17 protein-coding genes and 1 tRNA gene are annotated in these 17,808 nt (G+C 53.6%); 8 read left to right on the forward strand and 10 right to left on the reverse strand.

Going from position 1 to position 17,808, the window contains the following annotated elements; all coding sequences use genetic code 11:
- The first annotated feature begins 52 nt into the window (after positions 1 to 52).
- The 5 genes from Yoon_RS08360 (at position 53) to Yoon_RS17920 (ending at position 5,706) form a co-directional block, all read left to right on the forward strand.
- Complete coding sequence (locus tag Yoon_RS08360) at positions 53 to 331, forward strand: DUF1153 domain-containing protein (protein WP_238111732.1); 279 nt, start codon at positions 53 to 55, stop codon at positions 329 to 331.
- A 91-nt stretch (positions 332 to 422) separates the two neighbouring features.
- Positions 423 to 1,136: a response regulator transcription factor CtrA gene (gene ctrA / locus Yoon_RS08365; RefSeq protein ID WP_238111687.1), complete on the forward strand. Its 714-nt coding sequence runs from the start codon at positions 423 to 425 to the stop codon at positions 1,134 to 1,136.
- 135 nt (positions 1,137 to 1,271) lie between these two features.
- Positions 1,272 to 3,407, forward strand: coding sequence for an NAD-dependent DNA ligase LigA (gene ligA, locus Yoon_RS08370; RefSeq protein ID WP_238111688.1), 2,136 nt, complete (start codon positions 1,272 to 1,274; stop codon positions 3,405 to 3,407).
- Positions 3,404 to 5,494 carry an ATP-dependent DNA helicase RecG gene (gene recG / locus Yoon_RS08375; RefSeq protein ID WP_238111733.1) on the forward strand — a complete coding sequence of 697 codons (2,091 nt, stop codon included), beginning with the start codon at positions 3,404 to 3,406 and terminating at the stop codon, positions 5,492 to 5,494. Before ligA ends, recG begins: the two co-directional genes overlap by 4 nt.
- 89 nt (positions 5,495 to 5,583) lie before the next feature.
- Positions 5,584 to 5,706, forward strand: a complete 123-nt coding sequence (locus tag Yoon_RS17920; RefSeq protein ID WP_255698728.1) for a hypothetical protein — start codon at positions 5,584 to 5,586, stop codon at positions 5,704 to 5,706.
- Positions 5,707 to 5,885: 179 nt separating this feature from the next.
- Here the strand turns inward: Yoon_RS17920 and Yoon_RS08380 are convergent, their stop codons facing one another.
- Complete coding sequence (locus Yoon_RS08380; RefSeq protein WP_238111689.1) at positions 5,886 to 6,326, reverse strand: iron-sulfur cluster assembly scaffold protein; 441 nt, start codon at positions 6,324 to 6,326, stop codon at positions 5,886 to 5,888.
- A gap of 67 nt (positions 6,327 to 6,393) precedes the next feature.
- On the opposite strand from Yoon_RS08380, the gene hisI reads away from it, so the two are divergent.
- Positions 6,394 to 6,756, forward strand: a complete 363-nt coding sequence (hisI, locus tag Yoon_RS08385) for a phosphoribosyl-AMP cyclohydrolase (protein WP_238111690.1) — start codon at positions 6,394 to 6,396, stop codon at positions 6,754 to 6,756.
- Between the two features lie 25 nt (positions 6,757 to 6,781).
- Here the strand turns inward: hisI and gluQRS are convergent, their stop codons facing one another.
- The 7 genes from gluQRS to rocF all read right to left on the reverse strand — a co-directional run bounded on the left by gluQRS (position 6,782) and on the right by rocF (position 16,057).
- Positions 6,782 to 7,621, reverse strand: coding sequence for a tRNA glutamyl-Q(34) synthetase GluQRS (gene gluQRS, locus Yoon_RS08390; protein ID WP_238111691.1), 840 nt, complete (start codon positions 7,619 to 7,621; stop codon positions 6,782 to 6,784).
- Entirely contained in the window at positions 7,622 to 8,965 is a 1,344-nt protein-coding gene (gene trmFO / locus Yoon_RS08395) for a methylenetetrahydrofolate--tRNA-(uracil(54)-C(5))-methyltransferase (FADH(2)-oxidizing) TrmFO (protein ID WP_238111692.1), read from the reverse strand.
- 93 nt (positions 8,966 to 9,058) lie between these two features.
- Positions 9,059 to 9,793 carry a hypothetical protein gene (locus tag Yoon_RS08400; protein WP_238111693.1) on the reverse strand — a complete coding sequence of 245 codons (735 nt, stop codon included), beginning with the start codon at positions 9,791 to 9,793 and terminating at the stop codon, positions 9,059 to 9,061.
- A gap of 395 nt (positions 9,794 to 10,188) precedes the next feature.
- Positions 10,189 to 10,983: a hypothetical protein gene (locus tag Yoon_RS08405; RefSeq protein ID WP_238111695.1), complete on the reverse strand. Its 795-nt coding sequence runs from the start codon at positions 10,981 to 10,983 to the stop codon at positions 10,189 to 10,191.
- 197 nt (positions 10,984 to 11,180) lie between these two features.
- Positions 11,181 to 13,922: a DNA gyrase subunit A gene (gyrA, locus tag Yoon_RS08410; RefSeq protein WP_238111696.1), complete on the reverse strand. Its 2,742-nt coding sequence runs from the start codon at positions 13,920 to 13,922 to the stop codon at positions 11,181 to 11,183.
- A gap of 162 nt (positions 13,923 to 14,084) precedes the next feature.
- Positions 14,085 to 15,131 carry an ornithine cyclodeaminase gene (locus tag Yoon_RS08415; protein ID WP_238111697.1) on the reverse strand — a complete coding sequence of 349 codons (1,047 nt, stop codon included), beginning with the start codon at positions 15,129 to 15,131 and terminating at the stop codon, positions 14,085 to 14,087.
- Positions 15,128 to 16,057, reverse strand: coding sequence for an arginase (gene rocF / locus Yoon_RS08420; RefSeq protein ID WP_238111698.1), 930 nt, complete (start codon positions 16,055 to 16,057; stop codon positions 15,128 to 15,130). Before rocF ends, Yoon_RS08415 begins: the two co-directional genes overlap by 4 nt.
- A gap of 85 nt (positions 16,058 to 16,142) precedes the next feature.
- Here rocF and Yoon_RS08425 point away from each other — a divergent pair, with 85 nt between their 5' ends.
- Complete coding sequence (locus Yoon_RS08425; RefSeq protein ID WP_238111699.1) at positions 16,143 to 16,568, forward strand: Lrp/AsnC family transcriptional regulator; 426 nt, start codon at positions 16,143 to 16,145, stop codon at positions 16,566 to 16,568.
- Here Yoon_RS08425 and Yoon_RS08430 read toward each other — a convergent pair.
- Both Yoon_RS08430 and Yoon_RS08435 read right to left on the reverse strand, forming a co-directional pair.
- The gene (locus Yoon_RS08430; RefSeq protein ID WP_238111700.1) at positions 16,534 to 17,013 is read right to left on the reverse strand and encodes a disulfide bond formation protein B; all 480 of its coding nucleotides are present in this window, start codon (positions 17,011 to 17,013) and stop codon (positions 16,534 to 16,536) included. The two genes, Yoon_RS08425 and Yoon_RS08430, sit on opposite strands and share 35 nt — an antisense overlap.
- Positions 17,010 to 17,588, reverse strand: a complete 579-nt coding sequence (locus tag Yoon_RS08435; protein WP_238111701.1) for a YqaA family protein — start codon at positions 17,586 to 17,588, stop codon at positions 17,010 to 17,012. Before Yoon_RS08435 ends, Yoon_RS08430 begins: the two co-directional genes overlap by 4 nt.
- 131 nt (positions 17,589 to 17,719) lie before the next feature.
- On the opposite strand from Yoon_RS08435, the gene Yoon_RS08440 reads away from it, so the two are divergent.
- Positions 17,720 to 17,805, forward strand: a tRNA-Leu gene (locus Yoon_RS08440).
- Positions 17,806 to 17,808 lie beyond the last annotated feature (3 nt).

The following is a 17,808-nucleotide window of genomic DNA, read 5'->3' on the forward strand; positions in this document are numbered from 1 at the left end:
TTAAGTCCTTGGCGTCATACCCGCTGTCGGGAGTAACCGAAAGGGGTGCATGATGTATCTTAGAAAAGTAGAAGGACCACGGTCAATCACGTTGCCAGACGGGTCGATTATGACCCGGGCAGATTTGCCACCCGAAAATACACGGCGCTGGGTGGCATCGCGTAAAGCGGCTGTTGTCCGGGCGGTATCAGGGGGGTTGATCCCGCGCAAAGATGCGCTCGAACGGTATGGGCTGTCCGAAGAAGAATTCAGTGAATGGGAAAATGCGGTCGCGCAGCACGGTGAAGCAGCGCTAAAGACAACTGCACTTCAACAGTATAGACAACCCTAGATTGAAGTGAGATAACGTAATCACTGGTAACGGGTGGTTAACCTTTCGCGGTTTAGGTTAACGCTATAAACGAGAAAGCGGAGAATCCCGAATGCGTGTTTTGCTGGTTGAAGATGACCCAACAACGTCCAAAAGCATTGAATTAATGCTGACCCATGCCAATTTGAACGTCTATGCGACGGATTTAGGGGAGGAGGGGATCGATCTCGCGAAGCTATACGACTACGATTTGATCCTGCTTGACCTGAATTTACCTGACATGAATGGGCATGAGGTCCTACGCCAGCTGCGGCTCAGCCGCATTGATACCCCGATTTTGATTCTTTCAGGTGATGATGGCACCGAAAGTAAGCTGAAAGGGTTTGGCTTTGGGGCAGATGACTATCTGACCAAGCCGTTCCACCGCGAAGAATTGGTCGCGCGTATTCACGCGATCATTCGGCGGTCGAAAGGCCATGCGCAGTCGATCATCAAAACAGGTCAAATCGCAGTTAATCTGGACGCGAAAACAGTTAACGTCGGGAAAACTGCGGTCCATCTCACGGGTAAAGAATATCAGATGCTCGAACTGTTGAGCCTGCGCAAAGGCACAACTTTGACCAAAGAAATGTTCCTCAATCACCTCTATGGGGGCATGGACGAACCTGAACTCAAGATTATCGATGTCTTCATCTGCAAACTGCGTAAAAAACTAAGTGAAGCAACCGATGGCGAAAACTATATCGAAACTGTCTGGGGCCGCGGTTATGTATTGCGTGATCCAGATCCAGTCGCGCAGTCCGAACCCATCGCGGTTAGCGCCTAACACAGGTATCTTCCACCACTCACGGATCTGATTGACCAGGTTTGGGGCGCTTCGGTACTGGACGTTATCGGCTGGGTTGCCTAAGAATTACACCGGTTACCAGCGCAGGCTGGCTGTGAAATTCTGGGGGGCCTCGTGACCAAGAAAACGCCGACCACGCTGCAAGCACCTGTCGAAAGTCTTACAAATGCACAAGCCAAGGCAGAACTGTCGTGGCTTGCGACCCAATTGCGTGCGGCGAACAAGTCTTACCATGGCGCTGACGCCCCTGACATCTCTGACGCTGACTATGACCACCTGAAACAGCGCAACAAATCCATCGAAACGGCGTTCCCGACGCTAAAGCGCGACGATAGCCCCAGCGAACAAATCGGTGCAGCCCCGGCGGACGGATTCGGTAAAATTAAACATGTTGTCCGCATGTTGTCGTTGGGTAACGCATTTAGTGACGATGACGTGTTTGATTTTGATACACGGGTTCGTAAATACCTCGGTCGCGAAAATGAGATCGGCCTGGCCTATACAGCCGAGCCAAAAATTGACGGTCTATCGCTGTCTTTGCGTTATGAGAACGGGCATCTTTTTCAGGCTGCGACACGCGGCGATGGTGAGGTTGGGGAAAACGTGACGGCAAACGCGCGCACGATCTCCGATATCCCGCATCAGATTAGCGGCGCGCCTGACGTGCTAGAGGTGCGCGGCGAAGTTTACATGAGCCACGAAGATTTCGCGGAGCTCAATGCCCGCCAATCAGATGCGGGTGCCAAAACATTTGCAAACCCGCGTAACGCCGCTGCCGGATCGTTACGCCAACTAGATGCCAGCATCACAAGGGCGCGACCGCTTCGGTTTTTCGCCTATGCATGGGGTGATCTTTCTGCGCCTTTGGCGCAAACACAATCAGACGCGATTGCGCGGCTGCAAAGTTTTGGGTTTTCAACCAATCCTTTGACACAAATATGCAGCGATCCCGCAGCGATGATTGCGCATTATCAAAAAATTGAGCAGCAGCGCGCCACGCTTGGTTATGATATCGATGGGGTGGTCTATAAGGTGAACGACCTTGGTCTCCAGCATCGTCTTGGCTTTCGGTCAACAACGCCACGTTGGGCGATCGCGCATAAATTCCCGGCTGAGCTCGCGTGGACACGGTTGGAACGGATCGATATTCAAGTGGGGCGCACTGGCGCATTGTCACCCGTTGCGCGGCTGACGCCGGTCACAGTTGGCGGCGTCGTCGTATCAAACGCAACTTTGCACAACGAAGATTACATCGCTGGTCGCGATGGTGACGGGCAACCGATCCGTGAAGGGCGCGATATTCGGCCCGGTGACTGGGTGCAAATTTACCGCGCGGGCGATGTTATCCCCAAAATTAAGGATGTTGATCTGTCGCGCCGGGCTAAGGATGCGCCGGCCTTTGTGTTTCCGGATCACTGTCCCGAATGTGGATCTGCTGCGATCCGCGAAGAAGGTGACGCTGTGCGCCGCTGCACGGGCGGGATGATATGCCCCGCGCAAGCCATTGAAAAATTACGCCATTTTGTATCGCGGGGCGCGTTCGATATCGAAGGCATGGGTGCGAAACAAGTCGAACAGTTTTACGCAGACGGATGGGTGGAGACACCCGCCGATATTTTCACCTTGCGTGCGCGGTTTGGCGACGGGCTTCAGCAACTTAAGAACCGCGACGGCTGGGGCGAAACGAGCGCGAATAAGCTCTTTGATGCGATTGATAGCAAACGACAAATCGCGCTTTCACGTCTGATATATTCGCTTGGTATTCGGCATGTCGGCGACAGTTCTGCAGGCCTGCTCGCGAACCATTACGGACGCTGGGACGCGTTTGAAACTGCCATGACACAGGCCCAAATCGGTGAGGGCGATGCTTGGGACACATTAACCAGCATTGATGGCATCGGCGCGGTTATGGCGACATCCTTGATCACGGCGATGCAACAAGAGGCAGAGCGCGCATCGATTGACGCCTTGGTCGCGCAACTAGAAGTCCAAGATGCGGTCGCGGCCAGCAGCGATAGCCCGGTTGCTGGCAAAATTGTCGTGTTTACCGGAACGCTTGAAAAAATGACCCGTGCCGAGGCAAAAGCGCGTGCAGAAGCGCTTGGCGCAAAGGTATCGGGGTCGGTCAGCGCAAAGACTGACATTCTGGTCGCGGGTCCTGGTGCAGGATCAAAGGCGAAGAAGGCGGCCGATTTGGGTGTCCAAACCATGGATGAAGACGATTGGTTAACCTTGATCGGCGACGCATGACAGGGCGCCCCGAAATCCTTTTTCCGCTTTTTGGGGCATTGACCAAATTGGATGGTGTCGGCCCCAAGACTGCGCAGATTTTCGACGGCGCAGGAATAAACAAGCCACGCGATCTGTTGTTTACCCTGCCTCTGTCCGGCGTTGACCGCCATCGCCGTGCCTCTATCCGCGAAGTTGTCGCGCCCGCAGTGGCAACTGTTGCGGTCACGATCGGTGAACACTATCCGCCAAAAACGCGGGGGCGACCGTATCGGGTCAACGTTACGGATGAACAAACCTCTTTTCAGCTGGTGTATTTTCACGTGCGCGGCGATTATTTGCAAAAATTACTGCCCACCGGGCAAAAACGCGTGGTGTCTGGCAAGCTCGAGATTTTTGATAGTATCGCGCAGATGGTTCATCCCGATCATGTGGTTACCTTGGAAGAGGCCACAGAAATTCCCGCATTTGAACCGGTTTACGCGCTGCATGCTGGAATCAGCCAAAAGCTAATGTACCGGGCGACCCGCTCTGCGCGCGCGATGGCAGCGACTTTGCCTGAATGGATCGATCCCGCGCTGAAAAAGCGCGAAAAATGGCCCGATTGGCATGATGCGCTGGCGGCGGCCCATAGCCCCAAATCGGCGACAGACCTATCCCCGCATGATCCCGCGCGACAAAGATTAGCCTATGATGAACTGCTTGCGCATCAGTTAACGCTTGCCTTAGCGCGGGCGGTGATCCGACGCGCAAAGGGTGTGCCATCACAGGGCACTGGCGCTTTATCCAAGAAAGTATTGGGCTTGCTTCCGTATCGCCCGACTGCCGCGCAGACCCGCGCAATCGCAGAAATCAACGCCGATCTCGGATCCCAATTCAAGATGAACCGCCTGTTGCAAGGGGATGTTGGGTCGGGCAAAACGCTGGTCGCATTTATGGCTTTGCTCGCGGTGGTCGAATCTGGCGGGCAGGGGGTCATGATGGCCCCAACCGAAATTCTGGCGCGTCAGCATCTCGAAGGTTTGCAACCGCTTGCGGCGGATGCAGGCATTAGGCTGGAAATCTTGACTGGTCGCGACAAGGGTCAGCAACGCGCGCAAAAGCTCGCAGCGCTTGCCAGTGGAGAGATCGCAATTCTTGTTGGCACCCATGCTGTGTTTCAAAAGGACGTCATTTTCAATGACTTACGTCTCGCCATCATTGATGAGCAACATCGGTTTGGAGTGTCGCAACGCATGGAACTAGGGGCCAAAGGTGCATCGACAGATGTACTGGTGATGACGGCCACGCCGATCCCACGGTCACTGGCGCTGGCGCAATATGGCGATATGGATGTCTCGGTTTTGGATGAAAAACCGCCTGGCCGAAAACCGGTACAGACTGCGTTGGTGTCGACTTCACGCATGGATGAGGTTGTCGAAAAGCTGCGCCATGCCGTGGCAGAGGGGCGCCAGGCCTATTGGGTGTGCCCCTTGGTCGAGGAAAGCGAGTTTATCGATATGACCGCCGCGCAAGAACGGTTCAAACAGTTGCGCGCCGCATTGGGCGAAGGCGTCGTGGGATTGGTTCATGGCCAAATGCCACCCGCCGAAAAAGATGCCGCAATGGCCCGATTTATCGCCGGAGAAACCAAGGTGCTGGTTGCGACGACCGTGATCGAAGTTGGCGTCAACGTGCCAAATGCCTCTATCATGATGATAGAACGCGCGGAAAGCTTTGGGCTTGCACAATTGCACCAGCTACGCGGGCGGGTCGGGCGCGGGGCCGCCGCATCGACCTGTTTGTTGCTGTATCAGGCCCCGTTGAGTGAGACGGGTAAACGACGTCTTGAAATACTTCGCGAGACCGAGGATGGCTTCAAAATCTCTGAAGAGGATCTTGCGATGCGGGGCGCGGGCGATGTGATTGGCACGGCGCAATCGGGGTTACCACGGTTTCGGATTGCCGATTTGGAACGGCAAACCGCGCTGATGGCCACCGCGCAAACAGATGCGCGTGCGCTGCTGAACGATGACCCGACACTTGAAACAACACGCGGGCAGGCGGCGCGGACCCTGCTTTGGCTGATGGAACAAGACAAAGCTATTCGTTTAATTTCAGTTGGTTAACTATTTTGTTCTCAAATGTTCTTAAAAAGTTCTTTACACAGGGTTAACGGTGTGAGAACAAAGGTGCAACAGAACAAAGGAGCAACAAGATGGCCAAGGAAATCAAAGACGTTATTGTCCGATCCCGTGACACAATCTTGGCCGATGCGCTTGGTGTTATTGCTTTGATGATCATGTTGTATGTCGGATTGTCCCTGCCCGGACTAATCTGATTGCCTATGTAACGTAGGGTTTGGTTGCCCTCAGTTTGCGCTGTCCCACCGATGCAATACTGAATGACCTGCCTGTCGTATATCCTGACCGGGGTTTTGCCTCTCCCGATGGAATTGACCAAATCTTGCGTTGCAAAGACTTTGCCGCCGCCATCCTGTCCCGGATGTGCGGCGGTTTTTTATGCGGGGACGGCGTTGAGCGCGTCTAAAGTCGCATCAAAGGCAAGCAAGATCGACGCGTGGCGGTTTTTGTAGTCTTTGGCAGGCTCAAGCACCGCAAGATCGCCAAACGGGGCAGCGGGGGGCGGCCCGCTATTCTTGAGCATATCAAACAATTGGTCGCGTCCCGCCTGGACCTGCGCCGGCGACAGCCCAACAACATTTGCCCCAACCACAGCCGCAGCCGCCTGACCCAAGGCGCAGGCTTTCACGTCTTGGCCGTAATCTGTGATAATGTCACCCACGATTTGCACATCCACGGTCACTGTCGATCCGCACAGTGGTGCGCGTTTTTTTGCGGTCGCGGAGGGCGCTTCAAGCCGGGTTGTGCGGGGCATATCAGCAGCCAGCGCCAATATCCGCCCAGAATAGAGTTTGATCATATCTGTTTCTGCTGACACAGTGTTTGCCCTTCCGTACGGTCCCCCCTAGATAGGGTCCAAACAGCCGGATGCAAAGGGGGCCGCCATGACTTTTGACCCAACTAACCTCACTTATAACGACGCAGGATTGATCCCCGCGATCGCCCAAGATGCCACATCAGGCGAAGTCCTCATGATGGCCTGGATGAATGCTGCCGCGGTCGAAAAGACGCTTGCGACAGGCAGGGTGACCTATTGGTCCCGTTCGCGGCAGGCGTTTTGGATCAAAGGCGAAACCAGCGGCCATACGCAAGAACTGGTTAATTTCAGCATTGATTGCGACCGTGACTGCCTTTTGGTCACGGTCAACCAGATTGGCGCGGCCTGCCACACGGGACGCCGGACCTGTTTTTACACGGATGTTGTTGATGGCACGGAAACTATCACGCAAGCGCCATTGGAGAGCTAGGGATGCGCTCCGCGCGGGAGTATTTTTAGCAAGATGATAGGGGAAGATTGATCATCTCGCGGATGTCATTTGGGGATGCGCCTTCGGACCGGTATTTGGACAGTGCCCTTGAGCGGTCAATTTTCGCGAGGCGTTTTCCGTCCGCGTCGGTGATGAGAGCGTGGTGCAGGTATTGCGGTGTCTCCCAGCCCATAAGCTGTTGTAAAAAAACCTGAAACGGTGTCAGCGCCCAAAGATCCATACCGCGCACGACATGGGTGATATTTTGGAGCGCATCGTCATGGACGCAGGCAAGGTGGTAGGCAATGTCGCCGCTGTCTTTACGTTTGAGAACCGGATCGCCGAAGCTATCACGCAAGAAAGCGGGTGAAATCTGGTGTTTTACTGGCAGTCCAGAGCCGCGTTCAACAAAGCTGCGTAGCGGCCCCAACTGATCAAGGCCTGTGGCGATATTGAGCCGAATTGCGTCGCCCGGATTGGCCGAATCCATCGACCGCTTTCGACATGTACCCGGGTAAACCAGCCCTTCGGCACCGGATTTTGCACCGGCGTTCACAATATCGCGCCGGCTGCAGCTACACGGGTACAGCAAGCCACGCGCGCCGAGCGTTGCGAGCACAGCTTCGTAATCGGCCAGGTGATCTGATTGACGCCGCACAGGGGCCGGCCATTCTAACCCAAGCCAGCGCAAATCATCGTAGATCCCATTTTCAAAAATAGGTTTTGCGCGGGCGCGATCAGTGTCTTCGATCCGCAAGAGCGCAGTGCCTGCGTGGCGCTGTGCCACGCCCCAAACGGTGAGCGCGGAGTAGGCGTGCCCCAGATGCAACGGACCTGTTGGCGAAGGGGCAAACCGCGTGATCATCTAAGCGATCTGATCCAGCCAGTTTTGCCAATCCAGCTTGGCCCGGTCGGTATAGCCTTTATAACGCGTTTTGCGGTTGCGCCGTCCATTTTTCGCACCTTCGAGCGGCGGAAATAGCCCAAAATTCACGTTCATCGGCTGGAATGTCTTCGCCTCGGCCCCGCCTGTAATATGTGTCACAAGTGCGCCCATTGCCGTGGTGTTCGGCACCGCTGGCACAGATTTTCCAATGATTTCAGCAACGGCCATACGTCCGGCAAGCAGCCCCATCGCAGCACTTTCCACGTAGCCTTCAACGCCTGTAATCTGACCTGCGAAACGAATATTGGGACGTGAACGCAGCCGCATTTGTGCGTCAAGCAATGTTGGCGAATTGATGAATGTGTTGCGGTGGATACCGCCCAGTCGCGCAAATTCAGCATCTTCAAGCGCAGGAATTGTTTTGAAAACATCCTTTTGCGCGCCGTATTTCATCTTGGTCTGGAAGCCAACGATGTTGTATAGTGTGCCAAGCGCGTTATCGCGGCGCAGCTGCACGACGGCATGGGGTTTGGTGTCAGGGTCATGCGCATTGGTAAGCCCCACAGGCTTCATCGGGCCAAAGCGCAAGGTTTCGCGGCCACGTTCGGCCATCACCTCAATCGGCAAGCAGCCATCAAAGTAACCTGCGGTTTCGCCCTCTTTGAATTCCGTCTTATCCGCCGCTAAAAGCGCGTCGATAAAGGCCTCATATTGGTCTTTGGTCATCGGGCAATTTAGATAGGCGGTTTGCTCTTCGACGGTCTCGCCTTTGTCGTAGCGCGATTGCATCCACGCGACATCCATATTTATGCTTTCGTGGTAAACAATGGGGGCAATTGCGTCAAAGAAAGCAAGCGCCTCTGCGCTGGTTTCGGCCTGGATCGCTTCGGCAAGCGCACCTGAGGTCAACGGTCCCGTTGCAATGATCCAATGACCATCTTCGGGCAGGGCGGTGATCTCATCATAAGAAATCGTGATATTTGGATGGGCTTTGAGCGCCGCAGTCACACTTTCTGCAAAGGGATCGCGATCAACAGCCAAGGCACCACCCGCAGGAATGCGGTGTTTCTCAGCCGTCTGCATAATTAGCCCATCAGCCGCGCGCATTTCCCAATGCAGCAGCCCGACAGCATTTTGTTCATGATCGTCGGAACGGAACGAGTTTGAGCAGACCATTTCGCCAAGGTTCCCAGTGCGGTGCGCAAAGGTTTCGACCTTAGGGCGCATTTCATGGATAACCACGTTCATGCCTGCATTCGCGGCTTGCCACGCTGCCTCTGATCCGGCCATGCCGCCGCCGATGATATTCAGTGTGTTTTTCATAGGCGTCGTGTAGTGCGCGCGCATAAAAATGAAAAGCCCCGAGGTTTCCCACGGGGCTTTTGTAAACTATTTTCAAACGCAATTATCTTCAGACTAGAAGAAGAATAGGTCGTAACCCTTAGGCGTTCTAAATGTGGTGCCACCCTCTGGGCCAAACGCAAAGGTCGTGCCAACAGAAACAAAGGTTTCTTCGTCAGAGAAGCCACCATCATCATAATCGATGCGGCCGAGATCAGCTGAAATTGATACACCGTTCCCAAAATCGTAGGTTGCACCAATAGTTGAGGTTGCAACAGTGACATCAAAGTCTTGGAAATCGATGACATCGACGGCAGCTTGGACGCCAAAACCGTTGGCGAACGCGTAATCACCGTTCAATCCGAACAGTGTCATTGTCTCGTCTGCAATTGCGAAATCGGCAGCACCAATATAGCCAGCTACATTATATGATCCGCCATCATAAGCGGCTTCAATCCCATAGCTATCTGAATCGTAGTAGAAAAAACCGTTTTGGGCGACAAATGCGCCGACTTTTACGGCGTCGTTCACGCTATAAATCCCGTGCAGGGAAATATCTGAAGACGTGAGATCAAACGGCACGCCATCAACGTCTAAGCTTTCGCGCGACATGTTCAACGCCATAGAAAAGCTGGGAGCGAGTGAAAATTCGAGCTCGCTTGAAAATCCGAGTGAGGTTACGTCGTCTAAGTCTGAGCTGGTATACGCCATGTATTCAGCGCCAATTGTAGCGCCGGTAAATTCAAGTGCGCTCGCGCTTGTCGCCCCAACAACAAGGCAAGTTGTTGCGAGTAAAAAATTCTTAGTCATGGTTCGTCTCCTAGTTAGTGACCCTAAATAAGGTCAGTTTATGAGATTTTCGGCGGTCAAAATTGATCACCACTCATTAAATTATGAATAATTGGTTACCTAACGTCAGGTTTCGCAAAATGAAAGTAGGAAAATCCCTACTTATACTCACAAAAACTAAAGCAAACGTGAGATCAACTAGCCTTCGCCGTCTTCCTCTTCATCACCCTGGCCTGCGATCCAGGCCACGCCGACAACGGTTTCACCTTTGCCTGTGTCAAAAACTTTGACGCCGCCGATGATATTCAGTGTGTTTTTTGTAGGGAGGATGTAGATGGACCTTGCGCAAAAGAAGAGACCCGCAGCAAAATACTGCGGGTCTCCGATAAAACATATTCTGATCGACTGTGTTCAGATCAGAATGAGCCGAGATCGCCGAATGACCGAACATCTGTCAACGTGCCGCCCGCCGCACCAAAGTTGTAACCAACGTTGAATCCAACATAACCTACTGGGTCTTCATTGTAGTATCTCGTGCCATCATCGCCCGTGGCGGATGAGCTTAGGCGGCCAAGTGATGCAGATAGGTTTACGCCATTTTCTAATGCATAACCTGCGCTGACGGATAGGTCATTTTTCTTCCCATCAAGATATTCCCCACCGTCTGTTACGCCTTCAATTGGCGTAAAGGCGTCATAATTTAATGCAAACGCGAAGCCTTGTTCTGTGATGTACGAAGCCGACAAACCACCAAATGTGAAGTCATCGCCGTTGTACGCTTCTAAGTCTGTCAGACCATAGTAACCGTCAAGTGCGATGTTCCCGTTGCGCATTCCAAATTCGAAACCAACGGTATTAATATTGTCGTCTAACCCATCATACGCCTCGGTGGCAGCGAACACGCCAATCCCGGTTGTGGGAGTGTACATATACATCGCGTGGAGGGTCATATTCGTAGAGTCAGCATCAGATGTTTCATAGAGATCACCACCATGGCTAAATAAGCCAAGGCTAGCGCCAACTAAAATGTTTGGCGTGATCGCAAATTCAGCTGTGCCTTTAAGCGTGGATTGATACGCATCAACATCGTCTTCGATAGCTGAATCGATGCTTGCGTCTATTGATGCTGCCTTCAATTGAAGGCCCTGTGCCATAGCTGGTGTCGTCGCTAATGCTGCCAAAAGCGCCGTCAAAAATGTCTTGTTGCTCATTGTATAATCTGCCTGATTTTCTTCTTGTAGTTGCAATCTAAGGCTGATTTTCGGTGTGGGCAACAAGCGGTAATTCTATATCGCAACTGTTTCATTTTTGACACGCCATTAGGCAAAGCCAAAAATATCACTCATAAGATAACCCCTGCGGGCTGAAACCGGCAGGGGGAATACGCGCCTTAAACGCTATCGCGCAATTAGCCTTCGTCGTCTTCCTCTTCATCACCCTGATCTGCGATCCAGGCCACGCTGACAACGGTTTCACCTTTACCTGTGTCAAAGACTTTGACGCCGCCAGCACCGCGTGAGCGGAATGAGATGCCTTCGATGGGCACGCGGATCGATTGGCCCGTCGATGTGACCAACATAATCTGATCAGAGGTTTCAACAGGGAACGAAGTGACCAACGGCCCGCCGCGCATCGCTTTGTCCATTGCGGCAACTCCCATGCCGCCACGTCCGCGCACGGGATAATCGTGGCTGGATGACAATTTACCGGACCCCTGCGACGTGATTGTTAGGATCAAGTTTTCGGCTGCTGACATTTCCGCATAGCGTTCTTGGCTGATCGCGCCAGGTGCCGCCTCGTCTTCATCATCTGTTTCCGCATCATCAGCAAGCCCGGCCATTGCGCGGCGCATTTTCAAATATGCGGCACGTTCAGATGCTTCGGCTTCAAAATGGCTGATGATCGACATCGATACGACTGTGTCGTTACCTTGCAGTTTGATCCCACGCACACCAACTGATGCGCGTGAATTAAACACACGCACATCTGTGGCAGGGAAACGGATCGCGCGACCTGAATCAGTGACAAGCATCACGTCGTCATCGTTTGATGCGATGCGTGCGTTGATCAGGGTTGTTTCGGCATGATCGTCCTCAAATTTCATCGCGATCTTGCCGTTGCGCATAACATTTGTGAAGTCTGACAACTTGTTACGGCGCACAGTTCCGGCAGAGGTCGCAAAGACGACCTGTAGGTCTTCCCATTCTTCCTCGGGTCTGTCGACCGGCATGATGGCAGCGATTGATACACCTGTAGGGATCGGCAAGATGTTGACGATTGCCTTGCCTTTGGCTGTTCGGCTGCCCAACGGCAGGCGCCAAGTTTTCAGTTTGTAGACCATGCCATCCGTCGTAAAGAACAGCAGTTGCGTATGCGTATTGGCCACAAACAGGGTCGTTACGACATCTTCTTCTTTGGTGCCCATAGACGACAGGCCTTTACCGCCGCGCCGTTGCGCCCGGAAATCGGCAAGCGCTGTGCGCTTGATATAACCGCCGGAAGTGACCGTCACGACCATGTCTTCGCGTTCAATCAGGTCTTCGTCGTCCATATCGCCAGCCCAGTCGACGATTTCAGTACGGCGTGGGACAGCGAATTTTTCGCGGACTTCGTTCAATTCATCGCGGATGATCTGCATGATCCGGTCACGTGATCCAAGAATTTCAAGATATTCCCGGATCTTACCGGCGAGTTCTTGAAGCTCATCAGTCACTTCTTTGACGCCAATTTGGGTCAAACGTTGCAGACGCAATTCAAGGATGGCGCGGGCTTGGGTTTCAGACAGATTATAGGTGCCGTCATCATTTGCCGTGTGTGTTGGGTCATCGATCAGGGCGATATATTCAAGGATCGTTTCCGCAGGCCAACGACGGGTCATCAATGCCTCGCGCGCGGTTGCAGCATCAATAGAGGACCTGATCGTCGCAACGATTTCGTCGATATTGGTGACAGCAACAGCCAGACCACATAAAATATGCGCCCGTTCGCGGGCTTTACGCAGCTCAAACGCGGTACGGCGCGCGACCACATCTTCACGGAAATCGATAAAGGAGGTTAGGAACACGCGCAGCGTCAATTGTTCGGGCTTGCCGCCATTCAACGCCAGCATGTTACAGCCGAAATAGGTCTGCATTGGCGTAAAGCGGAACAATTGGTTCAGCACAACCTCGGCCGTGGCGTCGCGTTTGAGTTCGACAACGACCCGGACACCGTTTCGGTCAGATTCGTCTTGGACGTGTGCGATGCCTTCGATCCGTTTGTCGCGGGCGGATTCGGCGATTTTGTCGATCATCGCGGCCTTATTCACCTGATAGGGAATTTCGTCGATGACGATGGCATAGCGATCTTTGCGTATTTCTTCGATGTGGGTTTTGGACCGAACGATGACCGAACCACGCCCTTCAAGATAGGCTTTGTGCGCGCCGGAGCGGCCCAAAATGATCCCGCCAGTTGGGAAATCAGGGGCAGGGACATATTCAATCAATTGCTCTGATGTCAGATCAGGTTCATCGATTAACGCAAGTGTCGCTGTGATGACTTCGCCAAGGTTATGCGGCGGAATATTTGTTGCCATACCAACGGCAATACCCCCCGCACCATTGACCAGCATGTTCGGAAAACGTGCTGGTAAAACAGTAGGTTCGCGGTCTTTGCCGTCGTAGTTATCTTGAAAATCGACGGTGTCTTTATCGATGTCAGCGAGCAGGAATGCGGCCGGTTTATCCATGCGCACTTCGGTATAACGCATCGCGGCGGCGCGGTCGCCATCCATAGAACCAAAGTTGCCCTGACCATCCAACAGCTTGAGCGACATCGAAAAATCTTGTGCCATCCGTACCAGCGCATCATAGATCGCGCTATCGCCGTGCGGGTGGTATTTCCCCATCACGTCACCGACAGACCGCGCAGATTTGCGGTAGGATTTATCCGACGTATTCCCGGCTTCGTTCATTCCGTACAGAATGCGGCGATGCACAGGTTTCAGCCCATCACGCAGGTCCGGGATCGCACGCGAAACAATCACGCTCATCGCGTAATCAAGGTAGCTGGTTTTCAGCTCGTGCTCGATGGTGACAGCCGGGCCGTCATACACATAGGCCGCTGGCGTGTTTTCATCATCATTTTCAGGGGTTTGAGGAGTATCGTTCACGTGGACCGCCCGTTATTATGCATGCTGCTATATCTCGTTCACGATATCCTATCAGACACTTGATATAGGGTGCAATGGGCGATGCAGATGCGTCGGGTTAGGATGCGATTGGGCATCATAACCCACTGTTATAAAGACTTAAAAATTGGCAAAATTCCACGCTTAGCCAGCGCGTTTAATCATCCCAAACAAGTCACGCGGATCATCGGGGTCAGCCACCAGATCAATATCGACATAAAACGGTGTGTCTTTAATCTGATTGTGGACGTAACGCAGGGCGCTAAAATCCTCGATTGCAAAGCCGACACCATCAAATAGCGTCACCTCATCGCTGGTACTGCGTCCTTTTTCTGCGCCGGTGATGACTTGCCATAGCTCTGTGACCGGGTGGTCATCGGGCATCTGCTGGATTTCGCCTTCGATCCGGGTTTGGGGCGGGTATTCCACAAAAACAGACGAACGCGCGACAATATCGCGGTGCAATTCAGTCTTGCCGGGGCAATCGCCGCCAATCGCGTTGATATGCACGCCAGCGCCAACCATGTTATCGGTCAGAATAGTTTGCATATCTTTGTCAGCCGTCGCCACGGTAATGACATCCGCACCTTCGATAGCATCTTCAGGGGTGGTGCATGTTGTGATGGTAAACCCAAGCCCTGCAAGGTTATTGGCGCATTTTTCGGTTGCGGCCGGGTCAATATCATAGAGGCGAATATCACTGATGCCGCAAACCGCTTTGATTGCGAGGCATTGGAACTCAGACTGCGCGCCATTGCCAATCATGGCCATTGTTTTTGACTCCGTGCGGGCCAGTTGCTTTGTCGCCATTGCAGAGGTGGCAGCGGTCCGCAGGGCGGTCAGGACAGTCATTTCCGAGAATAAAATCGGATAGCCCGTATAGACATCCGAAAGCACTCCAAAGGCGGTGACAGTTTGCAGCCCTTCTTTCATGTTTTTAGGGTGGCCGTTTACATATTTGAACCCATAGTGGGTTCCGTCCGATGTCGGCATCAGTTCGATGACCCCAACATCTGAATGGCTGCCGACACGCGGCGTTTTGTCGAACAGTTCCCACCGGCGAAAGTCGGATTCGATCTCGCGCGAAAGATCGGCCATAAAGGTCTCTATGCCGATGCTATGAACAAGCCGCATCATATTGTCGACGCTGACAAATGGCACAAGCGCCAGCTCTGAGGCTTTGAGGGTCATGAAATACTCCGGGTTGGGCGGTCAAAGACACGGCGACCGAGCAGCGATGCTGTCAGGTCTACCATCAGGTTTGCGGTCTGGCCGCGATCATCTAGGAACGGGTTAAGCTCAACCAAATCGAGCGATGTCACCAGCCCGGAATCAGACAGCATTTCCATCACCAAATGCCCTTCGCGCACCGTTGCGCCGCCGGGAACAGTGGTGCCCACCGCTGGGGCGACCGATGGGTCGAGAAAATCGACATCCAGTGAGACATGCAGCATCCCATCTACCGCAGCGACGCGGTCAAGGAAGGTTTGCAGTGGCGCGCTGATCCCTTGTTCGTCGATCATCCGCATATCCACAAGCGTTACAGCGCCGTCAGCAAGCACCGCATTTTCTGCGGCATCCACAGAGCGTAGGCCAATCATACAAATATTGGCCGGATCAACGGGTGCGGAAAGGGGTGGGAAGGCGTCAAACCCATCGCGGCCAGTGACATAGCCCATCGGCGTGCCATGCAGATTGCCGCTATCCGTGGTGTCCGGCGTGTGAATATCGCTATGCGCGTCCAGCCAAAGCACAAAGAACGGGCGGTCTTGATCTGCAGCATGCGCGGCCATGCCTGCAACCGTACCAGCGGCAAGCGCATGATCTCCGCCTAGAAAAATCGGCATCCCACGCGGGGCATTTTTGTGCGCGGTTTCCATAAGCGTTTTGGTCCAACCGACATTTTCCGCCAGCGCATAAACCAGCGGATTGGATGGCGGCGCCACATCCACCGCAGCAGGGGCAAGGTTGCCCAAATCCTCTAGGGAATGGCCAAGCGCGGTGATCGCCTCGGATATCCCTGCGGTGCGATAGGCGTCAGGCCCCATGATACAGCCACGTGTGCGCTTGCCGCAGTCCACCGGGGCCCCAATTAATATGCAGTGTTTTTGTGTCATGCCGAAGCATCGCGCAAAAAAGCGGGTGCCAACAGGGAACAAATCGTACAAAATGCATTCAAACCTGACATATTGAGTAGTTAAAATGGACGAAATGGATAATCAGCTGATTGGGGCTTTACGCCGCAACGGTCGGGCCTCTTTATCAGAGCTTGCAGCAGAATTGGGCGTTACACGCAGCACTGTGCGCAGCAGGCTTGACCGGCTGGTGGCAGGAGGCGAAATCGTGGGGTTTTCGGTTGTCACCCGCTCGGATGTGCGGCCTGATCCGGTACGCGGGTTGATGATGGTGGAAATTGCCGGGCGCGGGACCGAAAAAATTTGGAAAAGCCTCACCCGTATGTCGCAGGTGCAAATGGTCCATTCCACCAATGGGACTTGGGATTTGATCGCCGAAATCAGCGCCAGCACATTGGAAGAATTCGATCAGGTGCTTTTTGCGATCCGGCGATTAGAAGGCGTGACCCGTTCTGAGACTAGCCTGCTTTTATCGTCCCGTCGTTCAGCTTAATCGCGGCGATCCAAAATCCGACCAAGACAAACGAGAAAATTCCATTCCACGTTGGCATCGACAGTGACATGAAGGCCCAAGAAACTTGGTCGCACATGATCACTTTCGGGCCTTCAATCGCAAGCAATCCAGCCCCATCAAGACCGTCCAAAACGCCACCGCTGCCCGTGCAGCTAGATGGGCCTTCCCACCAATCGCGTTCGACACCCATATGGTAAAACCCGATCGATCCGGTCGTCGCTGCAGCAACGGCGCCCAAAGTGGGAAGGAAGTTTCCACGGGTTTTCCACGCTAAAAGCCCGATCACAATCGCAATAACGTGCGGGTAGCGCTGCCAAAGGCACATAGCGCAGGGTGGGTAGCCAAGCGCTTGAAAGACATAGGCTCCGGCCATTAGTGCGGCCGATCCACCTGCAGCAATCAAAACCATCAGATTACGCGTCATAGCAGCCCCACAAGCGCGAACCCGCCCAGCAAGAGCACGCAAAAAAGAATAAACATCAGCCCCAAACGGCGTTCGATAAAGTCGCGGATCGGCTCGCCGAATTTCCATAAAAGCGCGGCCACTAAAAAGAAGCGCAGCGCACGGGCGATGATGGCAGAAACCACGAAGACAGGGAATGACAGTTGCGTGACCCCTGACGCGATCGTGATGACCTTGAACGGGAAGGGGGTGACGCCTGCTGTCAACACAGCCCACGCGCCCCATTCATTATATTTCACCGCGAATTCTTCGAAGTAATGCCCTTTGCCGTAGAAATCCAAAATTGGCTGCCCGACGCTCTCCATCAAAGCAAAGCCAATATAATAACCAAACATCCCGCCAAGAACCGAAGAAGCGGTCGCCACTGCGGCGATCAAAAACGCGCGGGACGGGCGGGCGATAATCATTGGAATCATCAAGACATCTGGCGGAATCGGGAAGAACGATGATTCCACAAAGGCGACACAGGCCAACGCCCAAAGCGCATAGCGCGATTGCGCCAATGACAACGTCCATTCATAAAGGCTGCGCAACATTTATCGACCCTTCGCAAGTTCCACGTGTTAGGCCATGATGAGGGCGCAGGGTCAAGCAGTCGGAATATTTGCATGAATCTGCATTCCACTGATTGACGCCGCCCGCGCACCGCATTAGGAGGTCCGCACTGGCCGATGTGGCGGAATGGTAGACGCAGGGGATTCAAAATCCCCCGATAGTAATATCGTGAGAGTTCGAGTCTCTCCATCGGCACCAGTA

The organism is Yoonia sp. I 8.24 (assembly GCF_022096995.1).
In the GTDB taxonomy this organism is placed as follows: domain Bacteria; phylum Pseudomonadota; class Alphaproteobacteria; order Rhodobacterales; family Rhodobacteraceae; genus Yoonia.

Bases quoted from the DNA above. Each gene is read 5' to 3' on its own strand.
- Yoon_RS08430 (WP_238111700.1), bottom strand. From the start codon at position 17,013: ATGACGCGTAATCTGATGGTTTTGATTGCTGCAGGTGGATCGGCCGCA.
- trmFO (WP_238111692.1), bottom strand. From the start codon at position 8,965: ATGAAAAACACACTGAATATCATCGGCGGCGGCATGGCCGGATCAGAG.
- Yoon_RS17920 (WP_255698728.1), top strand. From the start codon at position 5,584: ATGGCCAAGGAAATCAAAGACGTTATTGTCCGATCCCGTGACACAATC.
- gluQRS (WP_238111691.1), bottom strand. From the start codon at position 7,621: ATGATCACGCGGTTTGCCCCTTCGCCAACAGGTCCGTTGCATCTGGGG.
- Yoon_RS08360 (WP_238111732.1), top strand. From the start codon at position 53: ATGTATCTTAGAAAAGTAGAAGGACCACGGTCAATCACGTTGCCAGAC.
- recG (WP_238111733.1), top strand. From the start codon at position 3,404: ATGACAGGGCGCCCCGAAATCCTTTTTCCGCTTTTTGGGGCATTGACC.
- Yoon_RS08425 (WP_238111699.1), top strand. From the start codon at position 16,143: ATGGACGAAATGGATAATCAGCTGATTGGGGCTTTACGCCGCAACGGT.
- hisI (WP_238111690.1), top strand. From the start codon at position 6,394: ATGACTTTTGACCCAACTAACCTCACTTATAACGACGCAGGATTGATC.
- Yoon_RS08400 (WP_238111693.1), bottom strand. From the start codon at position 9,793: ATGACTAAGAATTTTTTACTCGCAACAACTTGCCTTGTTGTTGGGGCG.
- Yoon_RS08435 (WP_238111701.1), bottom strand. From the start codon at position 17,588: ATGTTGCGCAGCCTTTATGAATGGACGTTGTCATTGGCGCAATCGCGC.
- Yoon_RS08415 (WP_238111697.1), bottom strand. From the start codon at position 15,131: ATGACCCTCAAAGCCTCAGAGCTGGCGCTTGTGCCATTTGTCAGCGTC.
- rocF (WP_238111698.1), bottom strand. From the start codon at position 16,057: ATGACACAAAAACACTGCATATTAATTGGGGCCCCGGTGGACTGCGGC.
- ctrA (WP_238111687.1), top strand. From the start codon at position 423: ATGCGTGTTTTGCTGGTTGAAGATGACCCAACAACGTCCAAAAGCATT.
- Yoon_RS08405 (WP_238111695.1), bottom strand. From the start codon at position 10,983: ATGAGCAACAAGACATTTTTGACGGCGCTTTTGGCAGCATTAGCGACG.